Consider the following 18,243-nt stretch of genomic DNA (forward strand, 5'->3'; position numbering starts at 1 on the left):
GATATGGAAGAAATAAATTATATGCAAAATAATTTAAAAATATATAATTCCTTAACAGGAAAAAAAGAATTATTTAAGCCTATTCATGAAAAATATGTAGGAATTTATGTTTGTGGTCCTACAGTTTACAATCACTTGCATTTGGGTAATTGTCGTACGTTTATATCATTTGATATTGTTTTTCGTTACTTAAAACATTTAGGTTATAAAGTTCGTTATGTTAGAAATATTACTGATGTTGGACATTTAGAAAATGAAGAAAACGATTTAGAAGATAAAATTTCTAAAAAATCTCGCATAGAAGGACTTGAACCTATGGAAATAGTTCAAAAATATACTCTTTCTTTTCATAATTTATTAAGTCTTTTAAATGTTCAGCCTCCAAACATAGAACCTACAGCAACGGGCCATATCATAGAACAAATAGATATGATTCAAAAATTAATTAAAAAAAATTTAGCATATGAAATAAATGGTTCTGTTTATTTTAATTTAAAAGAATATAAAAAGTTATATTCTTACGGAATTCTTAGCAAAAACAAAATCGACAAACTTTTTAATCAAAAATTAAATTTTTCAGAAGAAAAAGATAGTTTACAAGATTTTTCTCTTTGGAAAAAAGCTCATCCTAGTCATATTATGAGTTGGAATTCTCCATGGGGAAAAGGATTTCCTGGTTGGCATATAGAATGTACTGCTATGAGCACAAAATATTTGGGAGAAACTTTTGATATTCATGGAGGAGGGATAGATCTCAAATTTCCTCATCATGAATGTGAATTAGCACAAGCTACAGGTGTTTATAACAAAAATTGTCTTGCACATTATTGGATGCATACCAATATGTTAACTTTAAATGGGAAAAAAATGAGTAAATCCACAGGAAATATTTTGGAATTAAAAGATATAATTCACAATAAATTTTGTCAAAAACCTTTTTCACCTAGCATTATCAGATTTTTCATTTTGCAATCCCACTACAGAAGCGTTATGGATTTTTCAAATCAAGGACTCATTAATGCAAAAAAAGGATATTCTAGAATCATGAAATCTGTAAAAATATTAAAAAAATTACATCCAAAAACATCAACAAAAAATCATCATATTTTTAATGTATTCCATTGGATTCAATGTTGTTATAAAGCTATTAATGACGATTTTAATATTCCTCTATTAATTTCTCATTTATTTAAAGCTACTCATGTTATTAATTCTTTTTCTATGAATGATATAGAAAAATCTCATGTAAATTTATTGAAAAAATACATGATTTATTTTGTTTTCGATATTCTTGGTTTTCAAGAAGAACAAGAAACAGAAAAAAATCCTTCTGAAGAAAAATTGAAAATACTTATCGAGAGATTAATCAAATTTCGTACCGAAGCAAGAAAACAAAAAAACTGGATCCTGTCTGATAGAATTCGAGAAGAACTATCCAATATAGGAATTCCATTTCATGATGAAAAATTATTTTAAGGCTTGGTCTATATCTTCTATGAGATCTTCTACGTTTTCTATTCCTAGAGATAAACGAATAAGAGAATCCTGTATTCCAGAATTCCTTCTAACATCCAAAGGAGTAGATTTATGAGTCATAGTGGCTGGATGGCAAATTAAACTTTTTGTTCCTCCTAAGCTTTCTGCTAGCTTAAACAGCTTAGTCGATGTTACAATTTTTTTTGCTGATTCTATTGTATCTTTCTTAAGGCTAAAAGAAACAACCCCTCCAAAATACCGTTGTTGTTTAACTGCTATCAAATGATTTTTATGACATTGTAATCCAGGATAATAAACCTTATCAATACAGTAATCTTTTTTCTTTTCTAAAAAAGAAGCAACTTTAAATGCATTTTTAGATTGTTTTTGAACACGTAAATACAAAGTTTGACTACCTCTTATTGTTAACCAACAATCAATAGGAGATAAAACTCCTCCGGTTGCATTCTGAATGTATTTCAATTTTTCATATAAATCCGGATCTTTTACTGTAATTAATCCAGCTAACACATCTGAATGTCCTGCTAAATATTTTGTAGCACTGTGAATGATTATATCTGCACCTAATTTGATAGGATTTTGAATAGCAGGAGAAGCAAAAGTATTGTCTACTACAACCAGTAGTTTTGGATTTTTCTTTTTTGATTCTTTACTAATGTATTCTATATCAGATATCTTTAAAGTAGGATTTGTAGGACTTTCCAACCAAAACAATTTTGTATTATTAGAAACAACTGATATAGCTTTTTCTGCATTAGTCGTATCTACAAACTTAGTAATAAGTCCTAATTTTTTATACAAATTCAATAAACGAAAAGTTCCCCCATAAATATCATTTACAGCTATTATTTCATCTCCACATTCTAATAATTTTAAAACAGCATCGACAGATGCTAATCCTGAAGAAAACGCTAAACTACCATAACCATATTCCAAATCAGTGATTAAACGTTCCAGAATTTTTCTTGTAGGATTATTTGTTCTTGTGTAATCAAATCCTTTATGAACTCCAGGAGATTCCTGTACATAAGTTGATGTTTGATATATTGGTGTAGAAATAGAACCAGTAAGAGGATCTGATAATATGTTCTGAATGAGCTTTGTTTCTTCCTTCATTGTAAAATTTCATAAAAATATTGTATGCAAATGTACTCAAAAAATGAAAATATAATTTTTCGAAAAAATTATTTTGAAAAAAAACAATACTTTTTTTTGGAAAAAATATAAATTTGTTTTCTGTTTTTTGATTCTTAATAAATGATTTCAAAAAATTTGTTATTCTTGTTTTTGCCTTTTCTTTTTCTTTTATCTTCTGATGTTGAAATTCGAAAAAGCAAAAGTCAGGAGGACAATAAAATGGATATAGCTAATACGATTTTTGAGCATGTTAGTGATTCTCATGAATGGCGCATTGCAGGTTCTCATAATAATGGAATTGTTTTATCCTTGCCTGTTATCTTGTGGAATAATGGATTAGAAATTTTTTCTTCATCTAAATTATTATGTGGAAAAGTGGTTCAAGGAAAGCATGGATATTATAAAATGTTTCAGGGGAAAATATATAGTACTAATTCAATTGGAAGATTTCATTTAGATCCAAAAGGAATTCCAATCAATGAGAAACCTTGGGATTTTTCTATTACAAAAAATGTGGTTGCTCTTTTGATTTCTTTTTTTTTATTATGTTACCTTTTTATTCGAATGAAACAGAGTTACAAAAATTATCAAACCAAATGGAATTTGGGGATTTTTTTAGAATTTTTGATTTTGTTTATACGTGATGAAATAGTGATTCCTAATATTGGAGAAAAAAAATACAAAACTTATCTACCTTTTTTGTTAACATCCTTTTTCTTTATATTATCTAATAATTTGATGGGTCTTATTCCAGGATTTCCAAACGTTACTGGAAACATAAATATCACATTTGTTTTGGCTATAACTACATTTATCATTACCAATATAAATGCAAGTAAAAGTTATTGGAAACATACTTTTTGGATGAAAGGGGTTCCAACAGGAATTAGATTTTTATTAGCTCCTATAGAGTTTATTGGAATTTTTGTTAGACCATTAACTTTGTGTATTCGTTTATTTGCTAATATAACTGCTGGACACATAATTATTTTAAGTTTTATTTGTCTTATTTTTGTTTTTAAAAATTTTTTTATAGCTGGTTTTTCCATAATTTTCGGTTTTTTCATTTCTATGTTGGAAATTATGGTGGCCTTTTTGCAAGCTTTTATTTTTACTACTTTATCTTCTTTACTTATAGGAATGGCTGTCAAAAATTATGAAAGTGAAACGCATGGATATTAATAAAAATATTAATCATATGGATATAGATTTAACTTACTCGGGTTTAGCAGCTTTAGGAGCTGGTATTGCAGTAGTAGGAGCTGGATTGGGAATTGGAAGAATAGGAAGTTCTGCAATGGATGCTATTGCTAGACAACCTGAAGCTTCAGGAAAAATACAAAATGCAATGATTATTGCAGCTGCACTGATTGAAGGAGCAGCTCTTTTTGGGATAGTCACTACATTGTTAGCTGTATTTAAATAATTTTTTACCAATGGATCTGGTTACACCTTCTTTTGGATTGATTGTTTGGCATTCTATAATATTTGTAACACTTATATTATTTCTTTCAAAATTTGCTTGGAAGCCAATCATTAATTTTATTGATCAAAGAGAAGAAAAAATTAGAATGTCTATTGAAAAAGCGGATAAAGTGAAAAATGAATTGAAAAATGTAGAAAATCAGAAAAACAAAATATTAAAAGAAACTCGTGTGAAAAGAGATATGATTTTGAAAGAAGCTATTCAAATTAGAGAAAAAATCAAATTAAAAGCAAAAGAGGAAAGTTTGATAGAAAAGAAAAAAATTATAGAAGAAACAAAAAAAAGTATTCAAATAGAAAGAAAGGCAGCTATTTATAAATTAAAAAATCAAATAGGAGGTATTTCTATCAAAATAGCTGAAAAAATATTAAAAAAAGAGTTGAATCAAACGAATCAACAAGATAAATTAATCAAAGAATTGGTAAATAAATTACATTAAATGTTTTCAAATAAAAAAGTAATTAAACATTACGCTAGAGTTTTTTTTGAATATTCTATCAATAATGATTTTTTTTATCATAAAGTTAAAAAAGTATTTTCTTTATTGTATCAAAATGTAGATTTAAGTAAAATTATTTATACACCATTGTTAAGTTCAAAAAACAAAATAAGAATTTTCGAAAAAATTCTTTATCCTTTTGATGTATCAATCTTTCAATTTGTAAAACTTTTAATCATACGAAAAAGAGAATCTCTTTTAAAAGAAATTTTTTTAGAATATCAAGAAATATATGAAGAAGAAAAAAAAGGACTGATAAAATGTATTGTTATTTCCGCGTTTTCTTTAAATATAGATATGAAAAAAATAATTACACATAGAATAATTAAAATGTGTCCTAAATATCAGAAAAAAAAATTTCACATAATTAACAAAATAGATCCATCTATCATTGGAGGTTTTTTGTTCCGTATAGGATACAAAGAATGGAATTTTAGTGTTAAAGAGCAATTATTTTGCATTAAAAAAATATTTAAAAATTCTTAAATAAAGATTTTATTTTCATGTCAGATTTAAAATATTCTGAAATATCATCAATTCTTAAAGAACAATTATCGAATTTACAATTCGAATCAAAATTATCTGAATATGGTATTATCATTCAAGTAGGAGATGGGGTAGCTAGATCGTTTGGTCTAAATTCAGCTTTTTATGGAGAATTAGTAGAATTTCATACCGGAGTCAAAGGTATAGTTTTGAATCTTGAAGAAGATCATGTGAGTATTGTTCTACTTAGTCCATCAAAAAATATCAAAGAAGGAGATATAGTTAAAAGAACAAGAAAAATTTTTTCTATAAAAGTAGGAGAAGGAATGTTAGGTCGTGTTGTCGATATATTAGGAAATCCTATTGATGGAAAAGGACCTATAGAAGGAAAATTATTTGATATGCCTTTAGAAAGAAAAGCTCCAGGTGTCATTTACAGAGAGCCTGTCAAAGAACCCCTTCAAACTGGGATCAAGTTTATAGATTCCATGATACCCATAGGAAGAGGACAAAGAGAATTGATTATTGGAGATCGACAAACGGGAAAAACAACTATAGCTATTGATGCTATTATCAATCAAAAAAAATTTTATGATAAAAATCAGACAGTTTATTGTATTTACGTAGCTGTTAGTCAAAAAGGATCTACAATAGCGAGAGTTGCCAAAATTCTACAAGAAAAGGGAGCTATGCCATACACAGTAATAGTTGCAGCTAAATCTTCTGATCCAGCTTCCATCCAAGTTTTTGCTCCTTTTTCAGGAACTGCTATAGGAGAATATTTTCGTGATATTGGTCGTTCTTCTTTGGTAATATATGATGATCTTTCAAAGCAAGCTGTCTCTTATAGAGAAATTTCTTTGTTATTACGACGTCCTCCTGGTAGAGAAGCATATCCAGGAGATGTTTTTTATTTACATTCTCGTCTTTTAGAACGTGCAGCTAAAATAATCACAGATCAAAAAATGGCTGAAAAAATGAATGATATTCCAGAGTCTATTAAAAAAGAGGTCAAAGGTGGAGGATCTTTAACTGCTTTACCTATTATTGAAACTCAATCTGGAGATATATCTTCTTATATTCCGACCAATGTTATTTCTATAACAGACGGGCAAATTTTTTTAGAAAAAGATTTATTTCATTCTGGAGTTCGTCCAGCAATTAATGAAAGTATATCAGTCTCTCGTGTAGGAGGATCCGCTCAAATTAAATCTATGAGAAAAATATCTGGAACTTTGAAATTAGATCAAGCTCAGTTTAGAGAATTGGAATCTTTTTCAAAATTTGGTTCTGAATTAGATCCATCAACTATGGAAATTATAAAAAAAGGAAAAATTAACATAGAAATATTAAAACAAACACCTCATTCTCCATATGATATAGCAGATCAAATAGCTATTATTTATGTTGGAACCAAAAATATATTAAAAAATATTCCTATTCATAAAATTTCAGATTTTGAAAAAGAATATCTTTTTTATTTGAAAGAAAAACATGAAGATTTATTAAATTCATTAAGAAATGGAATGTTTGATGATCAAATATCTGGAATTTTGGAAAAAATTGCTTTGGAATTAAGTAATAAATACGTATCCTAAATTTTTTTTTATGTCCAATCCAAAAGAGATCAAAAGAAGAATATTATCTATAGAATCAGTTATTAAAACTACAGAAGCTATGAAAATGATCTCTATCATCAAATTACGAAAAACAAAAAAATTACTGAAAAATATCAAAACTTATTTTGATCATATAGAATTACTTTTTTCAGATTTTTTTTTAACAGAAAAAAAGGAAAATTTTGAAAAAAATAAATATTTCTTAGAAGAAGGAAAAAATAAATTATTTATTGTGTTTACTTCTAATCGTGGATTATGCGGTTCTTTTAACTCCTTAATTTTTGAAAAAATTAATTTTTTTTTTCAAAAAAAAGGTTACTCACATAATGAGTGTATGTTTTTTTCAATTGGTAAAAAAGGATTCGATTTTTTAGAAAAAAAATATGAAATATATGACAAAAATAACAATTGGATAGATTGGGGAGATGATTTAACTAAAACGAATGAAAAAATCAAACTTTTAACAAAAAAATTAATTTCAAACTTCATTCAAAAAAAATTTTCTTCTATTTATTTGATATATAACAATCTTCTAAAAAAATCCTTATTTCAAGAAATAGTTGTGGAAAAATTTCTTCCATTTTCTATGGATTTTCAAAAAAAAAAAACTGGAATTTATTCTATTTTAGAACCTTCCAAAAAAGAAATATTTAATTATTTAATTCCAAAATTTCTACATGCAAAATTATTAAAGATTTTTTTGAAATCTTCTGCATCAGAACATACAGCACGTATGATTTCCATGCACCAAGCCACAGAAAACGCATCTGACATCAAAAATGATCTAGTATTAAACTACAATAAAGAAAGACAAACTACAATTACTAAAGAAATACTTGAAATTATCAGTGGATTAGAATCTTTAAATGAAAAAAGATAATCAAGTTTTCAATTGAAAATAAATAATTAGTTTAGTTTATTTAATTATACATTTGTTTACAAAAAACAATTATGGAAAAAATATTAACAGGAATTAGAAGTACAGGGACTCCTCATTTAGGAAATATTTTAGGTGTTATAATTCCATCTGTAGGCATTGTTAATAGAAATGAAAAACATTCTTCATTTATATTTATAGCAGATTTACATTCTATGATTCAAATAAATAATATAAAAACAATAATAAACAATACTTATCAAATTGCTGCAGCATGGTTAGCTTTTGGATTGAATACGGAAAATTGTTTTTTTTATAGACAATCTGATGTTTCCGAAGTGACTGAGTTAGCTTGGTATTTCAGTTGCTTTTTTCCTTATCAAAGACTTACATTAGCGCATTCATTTAAAAATGAAATATCTAAAATAGATAAAAGAAAAATTAGTATGGGTTTGTTTGCTTATCCTATTTTAATGGCTGCTGATATTTTGCTTTATAACGCTCAAATTGTTCCCGTAGGAAAAGATCAATTGCAACATATAGAAATAACTAGACGTATAGCCACTTCTTTTAATCAAAGAATAGGTAAAAAATTATTTGTATTGCCTAATGCTTTCTTGCAAAAAAAAACTATGTCTGTACCTGGAACAGATGGAAAAAAAATGAGTAAATCTAAAAAAAATTGGATCAACATTTTTTCTTCAGATGAAATTTTGAAAAAGCAAATTATGAGCATTCGGACGGATAGTAAATCCTTGGAAGAAAAGAAAGATCCTGAAACAGATTATGTAATGTCCTTATACAAATTAATAGCTCCTTTAGACAAAATAGATAAAATGAAAAAGAAATATCTAAAAGGAGGATATGGATATTCTGAGGCTAAAATAGCGTTATATGAGCTTATAATTCATAAATTTTCAACAGAAAGAAAAAAATTTTTTTCTTTCATAAAAAACAAATCTTTATTAGATCATATTCTTTCTTTGGGAGCTGAAAAAGCAAAAAGGATAGCTAATGAAAGATTGAATGATATCAGAAAATGTTTAAAATTAAAACCTATCAAATCAAATTGATTTAATTAAAAAATGTCATAATGACATAATTAAAATTGTGGCAAATCTTTTGCTTTTAGTCCATAGAATTGTGTTGAAAATATTTTTATATTATGGATATTAATCAAAAAAATACTGAAAAACAGTTAGATCCATCTAAAGAAGCTTGTAATGTAGGATCTTCTTCTTGTCAAGTAGAAAAAAAGGATCCATTAAAGAAAGAAATAGAGCTTATTCAAGAAGAATTAGAAAAAGAAAAAAACAAGTTTTTACGTCTTTTTGCAGAATTCGAAAATTATAAAAAACGTATTCAAAAAGAAAGATTTGATATTTTTAGAGCTGTTCATGAACAAATTTTGATAGATTTAATTCCGATTTTAGATGATTTTGAACGAGGACTTAAAGAGTTGAAAAAATCTAAAGATGAACTTATCGTTAAAGGAGTTTCTTTAATACAAGAAAAACTTATTAAAATTTTAAAAGAAAAAGGATTAAATAAAATAAAAATAAAAAAAGGAGATGATTTTAATACAGATTTACACGAGGCTATTTCACAAATTCCAGCTGTTACAGAAAATTTAAAAGGAAAAATCATAGAAATTATAGAAGCTGGATATATTCTTAAGGAAAAAGTCATACGACATGCTAAAGTCATAACCGGAAAATAAATTTTTATCTTCATGGTGAAAAAAGATTATTACGAAGTATTAGGAGTTTCTAGAAATGCCTCTTCAAAAGAAATTAAAAAAGCTTATAGAAAATTAGCAATAAAATATCATCCAGATAAGAATTTGGATGATAAAAAAAAAGCAGAAGAAAAATTTAAAGAAGCAGCTGAAGCTTATGAAATTTTAAGCAATCCAGAAAAAAGGCAACGTTATGATAAATTCGGACATTCTGGGGTAAAAGGGAGCGGTACTGGTTCAGGAATGAATATGGAAGATATTTTTACAAATTTTGGAGATATTTTCGCTGATGCATTTGGAGAAGGTTTTTCTAGTTTCGGATTTGGAAGATCGAATCGACATAAAACTATTAAAGGAAGTGATTTAAGAATAAGAGTAAAGCTTTCATTAGAAGAAATAGCTAATGGAGTAGAAAAAAAAGTTAAAGTAAAAAGGCTTAAAGTAGCTAAAGGAATCAAATTTAAAAATTGTTCCTCTTGCAACGGAACTGGTCAAATTATACGTGTTACCAATACTATTTTAGGAAGAATGCAAACTACTTCTCAATGTCATACATGTTTAGGTACTGGAAAAAATGTTGAAAATATACCTTATGGAGCTAATAAACATGGATTGATTAAAGAAGAAGAATTGGTAAATATTAAAATTCCCGAAGGACTTACTGAAGGAATTCAACTTAAAGTTTCTGAAAAAGGAAATGAAGCTCCATTTGGAGGAATTCCTGGAGATTTAATTGTGTTAATTGAAGAAATTCCTCATCCTCAATTGAAAAGAGAAGGAAGTAATCTCCATTATGATTTATATATATCTTTTCCAGATGCAATATTGGGTGCTTCAAAAGAAGTTCCGACTATTAATGGAAAAGCAAGAATTAAAATAGATCCAGGGACACAATCAGGAAAAACTCTTAGACTAAAAAATAAAGGATTACCTAATATTGAAGGACATGGATATGGAAGTTTTTTGATTCATGTTAATGTTTGGACTCCAAAGAAAATTGATGAGGAACAAAGAAAATTTTTCGAAAAAATGAGAAAAAATGAAAATTTTCTTCCTCATCCCGGTAATTCAGAAAAATCGTTTTTTGATCGTGTAAGAGAAATGTTTTCTTAAAACGTTTATATAATTATTTCTAAATTAGTCTTAAAGTTTTTTCGCAATGCTAAACAACATAGGGAAGAGTTTTCTATTTTTTTATATTAATATCCACACTTTTTACAGAATGTAATTTACCTTATAACAACAATAATATCATACATAATGCAAAAGGTAAAAATAGTAGTTGGACTTTCAGGAGGAGTTGATTCAAGTGTTGCTGCATTAATTCTTAAAAAGAAAGGTTATGAAGTTATTGGTTTATTTATGCATAATTGGGAAGAAGAAGATTCCGTTTTCAATAAATGTACTACTTGGAAAGAAGACAAGATTGATGCTATGCTAGTGGCTAAACAATTAAATATTCCTTTTCAAGTAATTGAAATGAAAAAAGAATACAAAAAACATGTTATTAATTACATGTTTAATAACTATAAATCAGGAAAAACTCCTAATCCAGATGTATTGTGTAACAAAGAAATTAAGTTCAATATTTTCTTAAAAAAAGCCATTGATTTAGGAGCAGATTTTATTGCTACAGGTCATTATGTGAATAAAGAAAAAATTATCAAAAACAAAAAAATAATTTATCGTCTTTTAATAGGAAAAGATCTTAATAAAGATCAATCGTATTTTTTATGTCAATTGACACAATATCAATTGGAAAAATCACTATTTCCATTAGGTTTATTAACGAAAAATCAAGTTCGAAAAATAGCAGAAAGAAATGGATTACGCAATGCTCATAAAAAAGAATCACAAGGTCTTTGTTTTGTAGGAAAAATTAATTTGCAAAAATTTCTCCAAAAAAAAATTTTTCCAAAAAAAGGAGATGTGGTTTACATCAATTCTGATGCTTTAGTATATCAAGAAAAAAAAATTTTTCTTTCTAAGGAAGAAGAGTTACTTTTTTTATCAAGAAAAAAAAAGTATAAAAAATCAGATGGAAAAATAATTGGATATCATGAAGGAGCTACTTATTTTACTAAAGGACAACGTAAAGGAATAGCTTTAGGAGGTTATAAAGAAGCTCTTTTTGTTATTGAAACCGATGTGAAAGAAAATATTGTTTATACTGGAATGGGGAAAAAACATCCCGGTTTGTATAGAAAATCTTTGTTTATTCAGGAAAAAAATATTCATTGGATCAGACAAGATCTTAGTCTGAGTGAAGGAGAAAAAATGGATGTTTTTTGTAGAATTCGTTATAGACAACCATTACAAAAATCAAAATTATATAAAATAAAAAAAGGAATGTTCATCGAATTTGAAACAATGCAATGTGCTATAACAGAAGGACAGTTTGCGGCTTGGTATATTGGAAAAGAATTAGTAGGATCAGGAATTATTTCTTAAAGTATTTTACATTTCATATTTATTTTGTTAAATATTGAATATATTTTACAAATGTAAAATTTGATTTTTTTCAAAAAAAACCATTTTTTTTTTATTATTAATAATAATACGTTTCAGAGAGAATTTTTGATTATAAACTTTACAAGATATTCATAAATCAATTGAAAAATGATGATTTTACAAAAATAAAACACTAAAAAATGCTTTTATATAATCTATTTTTTTCATATTTTTGCATATTATATAATTCATCTTTTGGATAGTTTTTAGAAAAAATATATTCAAATTGAGTGTTATTTTTTTATCCCTACTAACCGGTAGGGCTTTTTGATTTATAAAACATCTCATGGAAAAAATAATTAACAATTTTAGCAAAAAAATAACTGAAGAACCTAATTTACCAGCGGCACATGCTATGTTATATGCTACAGGAATGAAAGAATCTGATTTTTGTAAAGCTCAAATAGGAATAGTCAGCAATTGGTACGAGGGAAATCCTTGCAACATGCATTTGGATAAATTGGCAAAAAAAATAAAATCATCGGTTATAACTAAAAATTTAGTAGGATTTCAATTTACTACTATTGGAGTCAGTGATGGAATCACTATGGGAACTTCAGGAATGAGATACTCTTTGCCTTCTAGAGAATTAATAGCGGATAGCATAGAAACAGTAGTTGATTCACATCATTATGATGGAATAATTGCTATTCCAGGATGCGATAAAAATATGCCAGGAGTTATGATTGCCTTACTTAGATTGAATCGTCCATCTATCATAGTGTATGGAGGGAGTATTTCTTCAGGTTATTATAATGGTCAAAAATTAGACATAGTTTCTTCTTTTGAAGCTCTAGGAAAAAAAAATACTTGCAAAATTACCGAAACAGAGTACAAAAACATCGTCAAAAATTCTTGTCCAGGACCAGGAGCTTGTGGAGGGATGTATACTGCAAATACTATGGCTTCTGCTCTAGAAGGAATGGGGATGATGCTTCCTTATTCTTCTTCATCTCCTTCAACAAGTGATAAAAAACAAATAGAATGCGAAGTAGTTTCTACATATATTAAAAAACTTTTGGAAAAAAGAATAAAACCGAAAGATATAATCACAAAATCTTCTATAGAAAATGGAGTTAAATTAGCTATGTGTTTAGGAGGTTCTACCAATTTGGTGTTACACTTTTTAGCTATTGCTAAATCTGCAAATATTGATTTTTCTTTAAAAGATTTTCAAAGAATTAGTGATCAAGTTCCTCTCATTGGAAATTTAAAACCAAGTGGAATTTTCTTAATGGAGGATATTCATAATATAGGAGGAATGCCTATTATTATAAAATACTTATTAAATGAAGGAATATTATCAGGAGGTTGTCTAACCGTTACTGGAAAAACATTGTCTGAAAATATGAAAAATGTTCCTAATATAACTTTTGATCAAAAAATCATTCGTCCTTTAGATAAACCTATCAAAAAAAACGGACATATCAGAATTTTATATGGTAATCTTTCTCCAGAAGGATCTATAGCTAAAATCACTGGAAAGGAAGGAACTATTTTTCGTGGTAAAGCTAATGTTTTTAATTCAGAAAAAGAAGCCAATAAAGCAATTTTAAATAATCAAATTTTTCCTGGAGTTGTAATTGTCATCAGATATGTAGGTCCTAAAGGAGGTCCTGGAATGCCAGAAATGTTAAAACCAACGTCTTATATTATGGGATCAGGGCTAGGAAAAAAAGTAGCTCTTATTACAGATGGTAGATTTTCAGGAGGATCACACGGTTTTGTAGTAGGACATATTACTCCAGAAGCACAATCTGGAGGTTTGATCGCTTTGGTTCAAAATGGAGATTTTATTAAAATAGATGCGGAAAATAATACCATTACTCTTGAAGTGGAAAACGAGGAAATCCAAAGAAGAAAAGAATCATGGATCCAACCTTCATTGAAAGTAAAAAAAGGATATTTATACAAATATACAAAAATAGTTTCTCCAGCTTCTGAAGGGTGCATTACAGATCAATTTTAATTATATGGAAAAAAAGTTATTCTCCGGTTCAGAAATAGTAATAAAAGCACTCTTAGATGAAGATGTAGAATACATATTTGGTTATCCAGGTGGAGCTATTATGCCTATCTATGATTCTTTACACGACTATTTAAATTTAGTTTCGCATATTTTAATGCGTCACGAACAAGGATCTATTCATGCTGCACAAGGGTATGCTAGAGCAACTGGAAAAATAGGTGTATGTTTTACAACTTCAGGTCCAGGAGCTACTAATTTAATAACTGGATTAGCAGATGCCTTGATAGATAGTACTCCTATTGTTTGTATTACTGGACAAGTATCTTCTCATTTATTGGGAACCGATGCGTTTCAAGAAACAAATATTATAGATATTTCTATTCCTGTTACTAAATGGAATACTCAAGTATTAAAAGCTAAAGATATTTGTGATTCAATTCAAAAAGGATTTTTTATAGCTAAAAAAGGAAGACCAGGACCTGTATTGATAGATATCACTAAAGATGCTCAATTTCAAGAAGCTGAATTTAATTATCAACGTTGTAAATACGTAAAAAATTTTCATCCATATCCTTGTATAGAGGAAAAAAGAATAATAGAAGCTTCTAATTTAATCAATACAGCTAAAAGACCTTTAATTCTTGTAGGTCAAGGTGTTGTATTATCTGAAGCAGAAGAAGAATTTAAAAAATTTGTTGAAAAAACAGGAATTCCAGTAGCTAGTACTTTATTAGGATTAGGGGCTTTGTCCAGTAATCACTATCTATATGTAGGAATGTTAGGAATGCATGGAAATTATGCTCCAAATATTTTAACCAATCAATGTGATATTCTTATTGCAATAGGTATGCGTTTTGATGATCGTGTTACAGGAGACGTGAAAAAATATGCAAAACAAGCTAAAATCATTCATTTAGAAATTGATTCTTCAGAAATTAATAAAAATATATTATGTCATATTCCGATTTTGGGAGATTGCAAATCTTCTTTAATAAAATTAATGAACTATGTTCATGAATCAACTCATGAAGAATGGATAGAAAAGTTTTTTTATCTGAAAGAAAAAGAAAAAACTGTAGTTATACAAGCTGATCTTAACCCAAAAAAAAAAGGAATGACTATGGGTGAAGTAATTAAATGGATTAATCAATATAAACAAAAAAATGCTATTCTTGTAACTGATGTAGGACAACATCAAATGATTGCTTCAAGATATTTCAATTTTACCTGCAAAAAAAGTCAAATAACTTCTGGAGGATTGGGGACAATGGGTTTTGCTTTACCAGCTTCAATAGGAGCTAAATTAGGAGCAAAAAAAAGACAAGTTATTTGTATTGTAGGAGATGGGGGAATTCAAATGACAATACAAGAGATGGGGACCATTTTACAGAATAATATTTCTGTAAAAATTATATTACTGAATAATAATTTTTTGGGAATGGTACGTCAATGGCAACAGCTTTTTTTTGATAAACGTTATTCGTGTACAGAATTAATTAATCCAGATTTCATAAAGTTAGCTAATGCTTATAACATCAAAGCAAAAAAAGTGAGCAAAAGAGAAGAATTAAAAGAATCTGTAAAAAAAGCATTGAATAATGAAAAAACTTTTTTGTTAGAAGTTGTAATAGAAAGAGAAGACAATGTTTTTCCTATGATTCCTGCAGGAGCTGCTGTAGATGAAATTCGTTTGACATAATTAATAAAAAATATTTATATACTATGAAGCATCAATTCAGAGTAATAATTTTAGGAGAAAGAGAAACAAGATTATTGAGTAGGATCCTTATTATATTGAATAGAAGAAATTTGAAAACTAATCATATCAACGTATCTAATAATGAAAATGAAACTATTGGAAATGTTCAATATGTTTTAGATTTAGAATGTAAAGAAGAACAATTGATTAAAGTTAAAAAATTAATTGAAAAATTAATTGGAATCATTCATGTTTATTATTTTAGAATAGAAGAAAAAAATTCTAGAAAAAATTCATGGAAAAAAATAGATTTACCGTTAGCAACATCTTAAATTAAATAAAAATCATGAAAATTAAATTTGGATCAGTAGAAGAAACTATTGTAACAAGAGAAGAATTTCCATTATCAAAAGCTAGAGAAATATTAAAAAGAGAAACTATTTCTGTACTAGGATATGGAGTTCAAGGTCCTGGACAATCTCTCAATTTGAAAGAAAATGGATTTCAAGTTATTGTAGGACAAAGAAAAAATTCTATTTCTTGGGAAAAAGCACTAAAAGATGGATGGATAGAAGGAAAAGATCTTTTTTCTTTAGAAGAAGCTTCTGAAAGAGGGACTATACTCATGTATCTATTATCAGATGCAGGTCAAATCTCTTTTTGGCCAACTCTTTCTAAATATCTCACTAAAGGAAAATCTTTATATTTTTCGCATGGATTTGGATTAACTTTTTGTGATAAAACAAAAATATATCCATCTAAAGATATTGACATTTTTTTAGTAGCTCCTAAAGGATCAGGAACTAGTTTAAGAAGACTTTTTTTACAAGGAAAAGGAATTAATTCTAGTTATGCTATTTATCAAGATTATAGTGGAAAAAGTTTAGAAAAAGCTTTATCTATTGGAATAGGAATAGGATCTGGATATTTATTTGAAACCAGTTTTAAAAGTGAGGTATACTCTGATTTAGTGGGAGAAAGAGGGACTTTAATGGGAGCTATACAAGGAATTTTTGCTGCACAATATCAAATATTAAGAGAAAAAGGGCATTCTCCTTCAGAATCTTTTAACGAAACAGTAGAGGAACTAACTCAAAGTCTAATGCCATTAGTATCGGAAAAAGGAATGGATTGGATGTATGATAATTGTTCTACAACAGCACAAAGAGGAGCTTTAGATTGGTGGAAGAAATTTAGAGATGTTACGTATCCAATATTTAAAGAATTATATCATGAAGTTTCTTCTGGAAATGAGGCTGAAAGAATTATAAAAGCTAATAGTGATATAGATTACAGAATAAAGTTAAAAAAAGAGTTACAAGATCTTAAAAAAAGTGAATTATGGAAAGTAGGATCAATTATTCGTGATCTTAGACCGGAGAAAAAACATAAAAAATAGTTTTTTTTTAAATAAATTAATTAATAATTACACTTTTTATTATTATTTTTAAAAGATTGAAAAATAGATTAAAAGGTTACTTTCCTTCTTATAAAGAAGTAATCAAAGCTAAAAATGTATTAAAAAATATCATTTATGAAACTCCGTTACAGAGAAATTCTCTTTTGTCAGAAAAATATAAAGCTAATGTTTTTTTGAAAAGAGAAGATCTACAAATTATACGTTCATATAAAATTAGAGGGGCCTATAACAAAATGAAAAGTCTATCTCACACAGATTTAAAAAAAGGAATTGTATGCGCTAGTGCAGGAAATCATGCACAAGGAGTTGCCTATTCTTGTCATATATTAAAGATAACAGGAAAAATTTATATGCCTAGTACTACTCCAAAACAAAAAATAGAAAGAGTAAAAATGTTTGGAAAAGAGTATATTGAGATTATTCTGATTGGAGATACTTTTGATGCAGTTAGTTATGAGGCTATGAAAGATTGCAAAAAAAATGAAAAAATTTTTATTCATCCTTTTGATGATATTCAAATTATTGAAGGACAAGCTACTGTTGGATTAGAGATTTTACAACAATCCATTTCAAACATAGATTATGTTTTTATTCCTATTGGAGGAGGAGGGTTAGCTTCTGGTGTAGGAAGTCATCTGAAAGAATTTAGTCCAAAAACTAAAATTATAGGAGTAGAACCTCAAGGAGCTCCATCTATGAGTTTTTCTTTAAAAAAAGGAAAAGTTGTAGAGTTAAAAACAATAGATAGATTTATTGATGGAGCTTCAGTAAAAAAAGTAGGAGAATTAAATTTTAATATATGCAATCAAATATTATATGATATCAAAACCGTTCCAGAAGGAAAAGTTTGCACAACTATTCTAGATTTATATAATTTAGAAGCCATTGTTGCAGAACCGGCTGGAGCACTTTCAATAGCAGCATTAGATTTTTATTCTGAAAAAATCAAAGGAAAAACTATTGTTTGTATTTTAAGTGGAGGGAATAATGATATTACCAGAACGGAAGAAATACGAGAAAGATCTCTTTTGTATGAAGAAAAAAAGCATTATTTCATAGTTAAATTTCCACAAAGAGCTGGAGCTTTGAAAGAATTTGTTAATAATATTTTAGGACCAAAAGATGATATTGCCTATTTTGAATATTCCAAAAAAACTTCCAAAGAAGAAGGACCTGCTGTAATAGGAATAGAATTGGCAGATAAGAATGATTTCTCCGCATTATTAGGAAGGATGAAAAAGCATAGAGTTCATTTTCAATATTTGAATCAGAATCCAGATTTATTTCGTGTTTTGATATGAATTG

17 protein-coding genes are annotated in these 18,243 nt (G+C 27.6%); 16 read left to right on the forward strand and 1 reads right to left on the reverse strand.

The window, feature by feature from the left end:
- The first annotated feature begins 3 nt into the window (after window positions 1–3).
- Window positions 4–1,476, forward strand: a complete 1,473-nt coding sequence (gene cysS, locus H0H67_RS00360; protein ID WP_185859585.1) for a cysteine--tRNA ligase — start codon at window positions 4–6, stop codon at window positions 1,474–1,476.
- Here cysS and H0H67_RS00365 read toward each other — a convergent pair.
- Window positions 1,468–2,613 (reverse strand): trans-sulfuration enzyme family protein, encoded by a 1,146-nt coding sequence (locus H0H67_RS00365; RefSeq protein ID WP_185859378.1) that lies wholly within the window; start codon window positions 2,611–2,613, stop codon window positions 1,468–1,470. The two genes, cysS and H0H67_RS00365, sit on opposite strands and share 9 nt — an antisense overlap.
- Window positions 2,614–2,754: 141 nt before the next feature.
- Between H0H67_RS00365 and atpB the strand changes: the two genes are divergently transcribed.
- The 15 genes from atpB (at window position 2,755) to ilvA (ending at window position 18,239) form a co-directional block, all read left to right on the forward strand.
- Entirely contained in the window at window positions 2,755–3,816 is a 1,062-nt protein-coding gene (gene atpB / locus H0H67_RS00370) for a F0F1 ATP synthase subunit A (RefSeq protein ID WP_185859379.1), read from the forward strand.
- A 16-nt stretch (window positions 3,817–3,832) separates the two neighbouring features.
- Window positions 3,833–4,060 (forward strand): ATP synthase F0 subunit C, encoded by a 228-nt coding sequence (gene atpE / locus H0H67_RS00375; protein ID WP_185859586.1) that lies wholly within the window; start codon window positions 3,833–3,835, stop codon window positions 4,058–4,060.
- Between the two features lie 10 nt (window positions 4,061–4,070).
- The gene (gene atpF / locus H0H67_RS00380) at window positions 4,071–4,559 is read left to right on the forward strand and encodes a F0F1 ATP synthase subunit B (protein WP_185859380.1); all 489 of its coding nucleotides are present in this window, start codon (window positions 4,071–4,073) and stop codon (window positions 4,557–4,559) included.
- The gene (gene atpH, locus H0H67_RS00385) at window positions 4,560–5,105 is read left to right on the forward strand and encodes an ATP synthase F1 subunit delta (RefSeq protein ID WP_185859381.1); all 546 of its coding nucleotides are present in this window, start codon (window positions 4,560–4,562) and stop codon (window positions 5,103–5,105) included.
- 17 nt (window positions 5,106–5,122) lie between these two features.
- The gene (gene atpA, locus H0H67_RS00390; protein ID WP_185859382.1) at window positions 5,123–6,703 is read left to right on the forward strand and encodes a F0F1 ATP synthase subunit alpha; all 1,581 of its coding nucleotides are present in this window, start codon (window positions 5,123–5,125) and stop codon (window positions 6,701–6,703) included.
- A gap of 10 nt (window positions 6,704–6,713) precedes the next feature.
- Complete coding sequence (gene atpG, locus H0H67_RS00395) at window positions 6,714–7,604, forward strand: ATP synthase F1 subunit gamma (protein ID WP_185859383.1); 891 nt, start codon at window positions 6,714–6,716, stop codon at window positions 7,602–7,604.
- 71 nt (window positions 7,605–7,675) lie between these two features.
- The gene (gene trpS / locus H0H67_RS00400) at window positions 7,676–8,674 is read left to right on the forward strand and encodes a tryptophan--tRNA ligase (RefSeq protein ID WP_185859384.1); all 999 of its coding nucleotides are present in this window, start codon (window positions 7,676–7,678) and stop codon (window positions 8,672–8,674) included.
- A gap of 92 nt (window positions 8,675–8,766) precedes the next feature.
- Window positions 8,767–9,321, forward strand: a complete 555-nt coding sequence (locus tag H0H67_RS00405) for a nucleotide exchange factor GrpE (protein WP_185859385.1) — start codon at window positions 8,767–8,769, stop codon at window positions 9,319–9,321.
- Window positions 9,322–9,333: 12 nt separating this feature from the next.
- Window positions 9,334–10,452, forward strand: a complete 1,119-nt coding sequence (dnaJ, locus tag H0H67_RS00410; protein WP_185859386.1) for a molecular chaperone DnaJ — start codon at window positions 9,334–9,336, stop codon at window positions 10,450–10,452.
- 147 nt (window positions 10,453–10,599) lie between these two features.
- The gene (mnmA, locus tag H0H67_RS00415; RefSeq protein ID WP_185859387.1) at window positions 10,600–11,790 is read left to right on the forward strand and encodes a tRNA 2-thiouridine(34) synthase MnmA; all 1,191 of its coding nucleotides are present in this window, start codon (window positions 10,600–10,602) and stop codon (window positions 11,788–11,790) included.
- A gap of 346 nt (window positions 11,791–12,136) precedes the next feature.
- A complete protein-coding gene (gene ilvD, locus H0H67_RS00420) occupies window positions 12,137–13,819 on the forward strand; it encodes a dihydroxy-acid dehydratase (protein WP_185859388.1) in 1,683 nt (560 codons plus the stop codon).
- A 4-nt stretch (window positions 13,820–13,823) separates the two neighbouring features.
- Window positions 13,824–15,518, forward strand: a complete 1,695-nt coding sequence (gene ilvB, locus H0H67_RS00425; RefSeq protein WP_185859389.1) for a biosynthetic-type acetolactate synthase large subunit — start codon at window positions 13,824–13,826, stop codon at window positions 15,516–15,518.
- Window positions 15,519–15,541: 23 nt separating this feature from the next.
- Window positions 15,542–15,850 carry an acetolactate synthase gene (locus H0H67_RS00430; protein ID WP_185859390.1) on the forward strand — a complete coding sequence of 103 codons (309 nt, stop codon included), beginning with the start codon at window positions 15,542–15,544 and terminating at the stop codon, window positions 15,848–15,850.
- Window positions 15,851–15,864: 14 nt separating this feature from the next.
- Window positions 15,865–16,917 carry a ketol-acid reductoisomerase gene (gene ilvC, locus H0H67_RS00435; RefSeq protein WP_185859391.1) on the forward strand — a complete coding sequence of 351 codons (1,053 nt, stop codon included), beginning with the start codon at window positions 15,865–15,867 and terminating at the stop codon, window positions 16,915–16,917.
- Between the two features lie 56 nt (window positions 16,918–16,973).
- Window positions 16,974–18,239, forward strand: coding sequence for a threonine ammonia-lyase (ilvA, locus tag H0H67_RS00440; protein ID WP_185859392.1), 1,266 nt, complete (start codon window positions 16,974–16,976; stop codon window positions 18,237–18,239).
- The last annotated feature ends 4 nt before the right edge of the window (window positions 18,240–18,243 follow it).

The organism is Blattabacterium cuenoti (genome assembly GCF_014251575.1).
GTDB lineage: Bacteria > Bacteroidota > Bacteroidia > Flavobacteriales > Blattabacteriaceae > Blattabacterium > Blattabacterium cuenoti_N.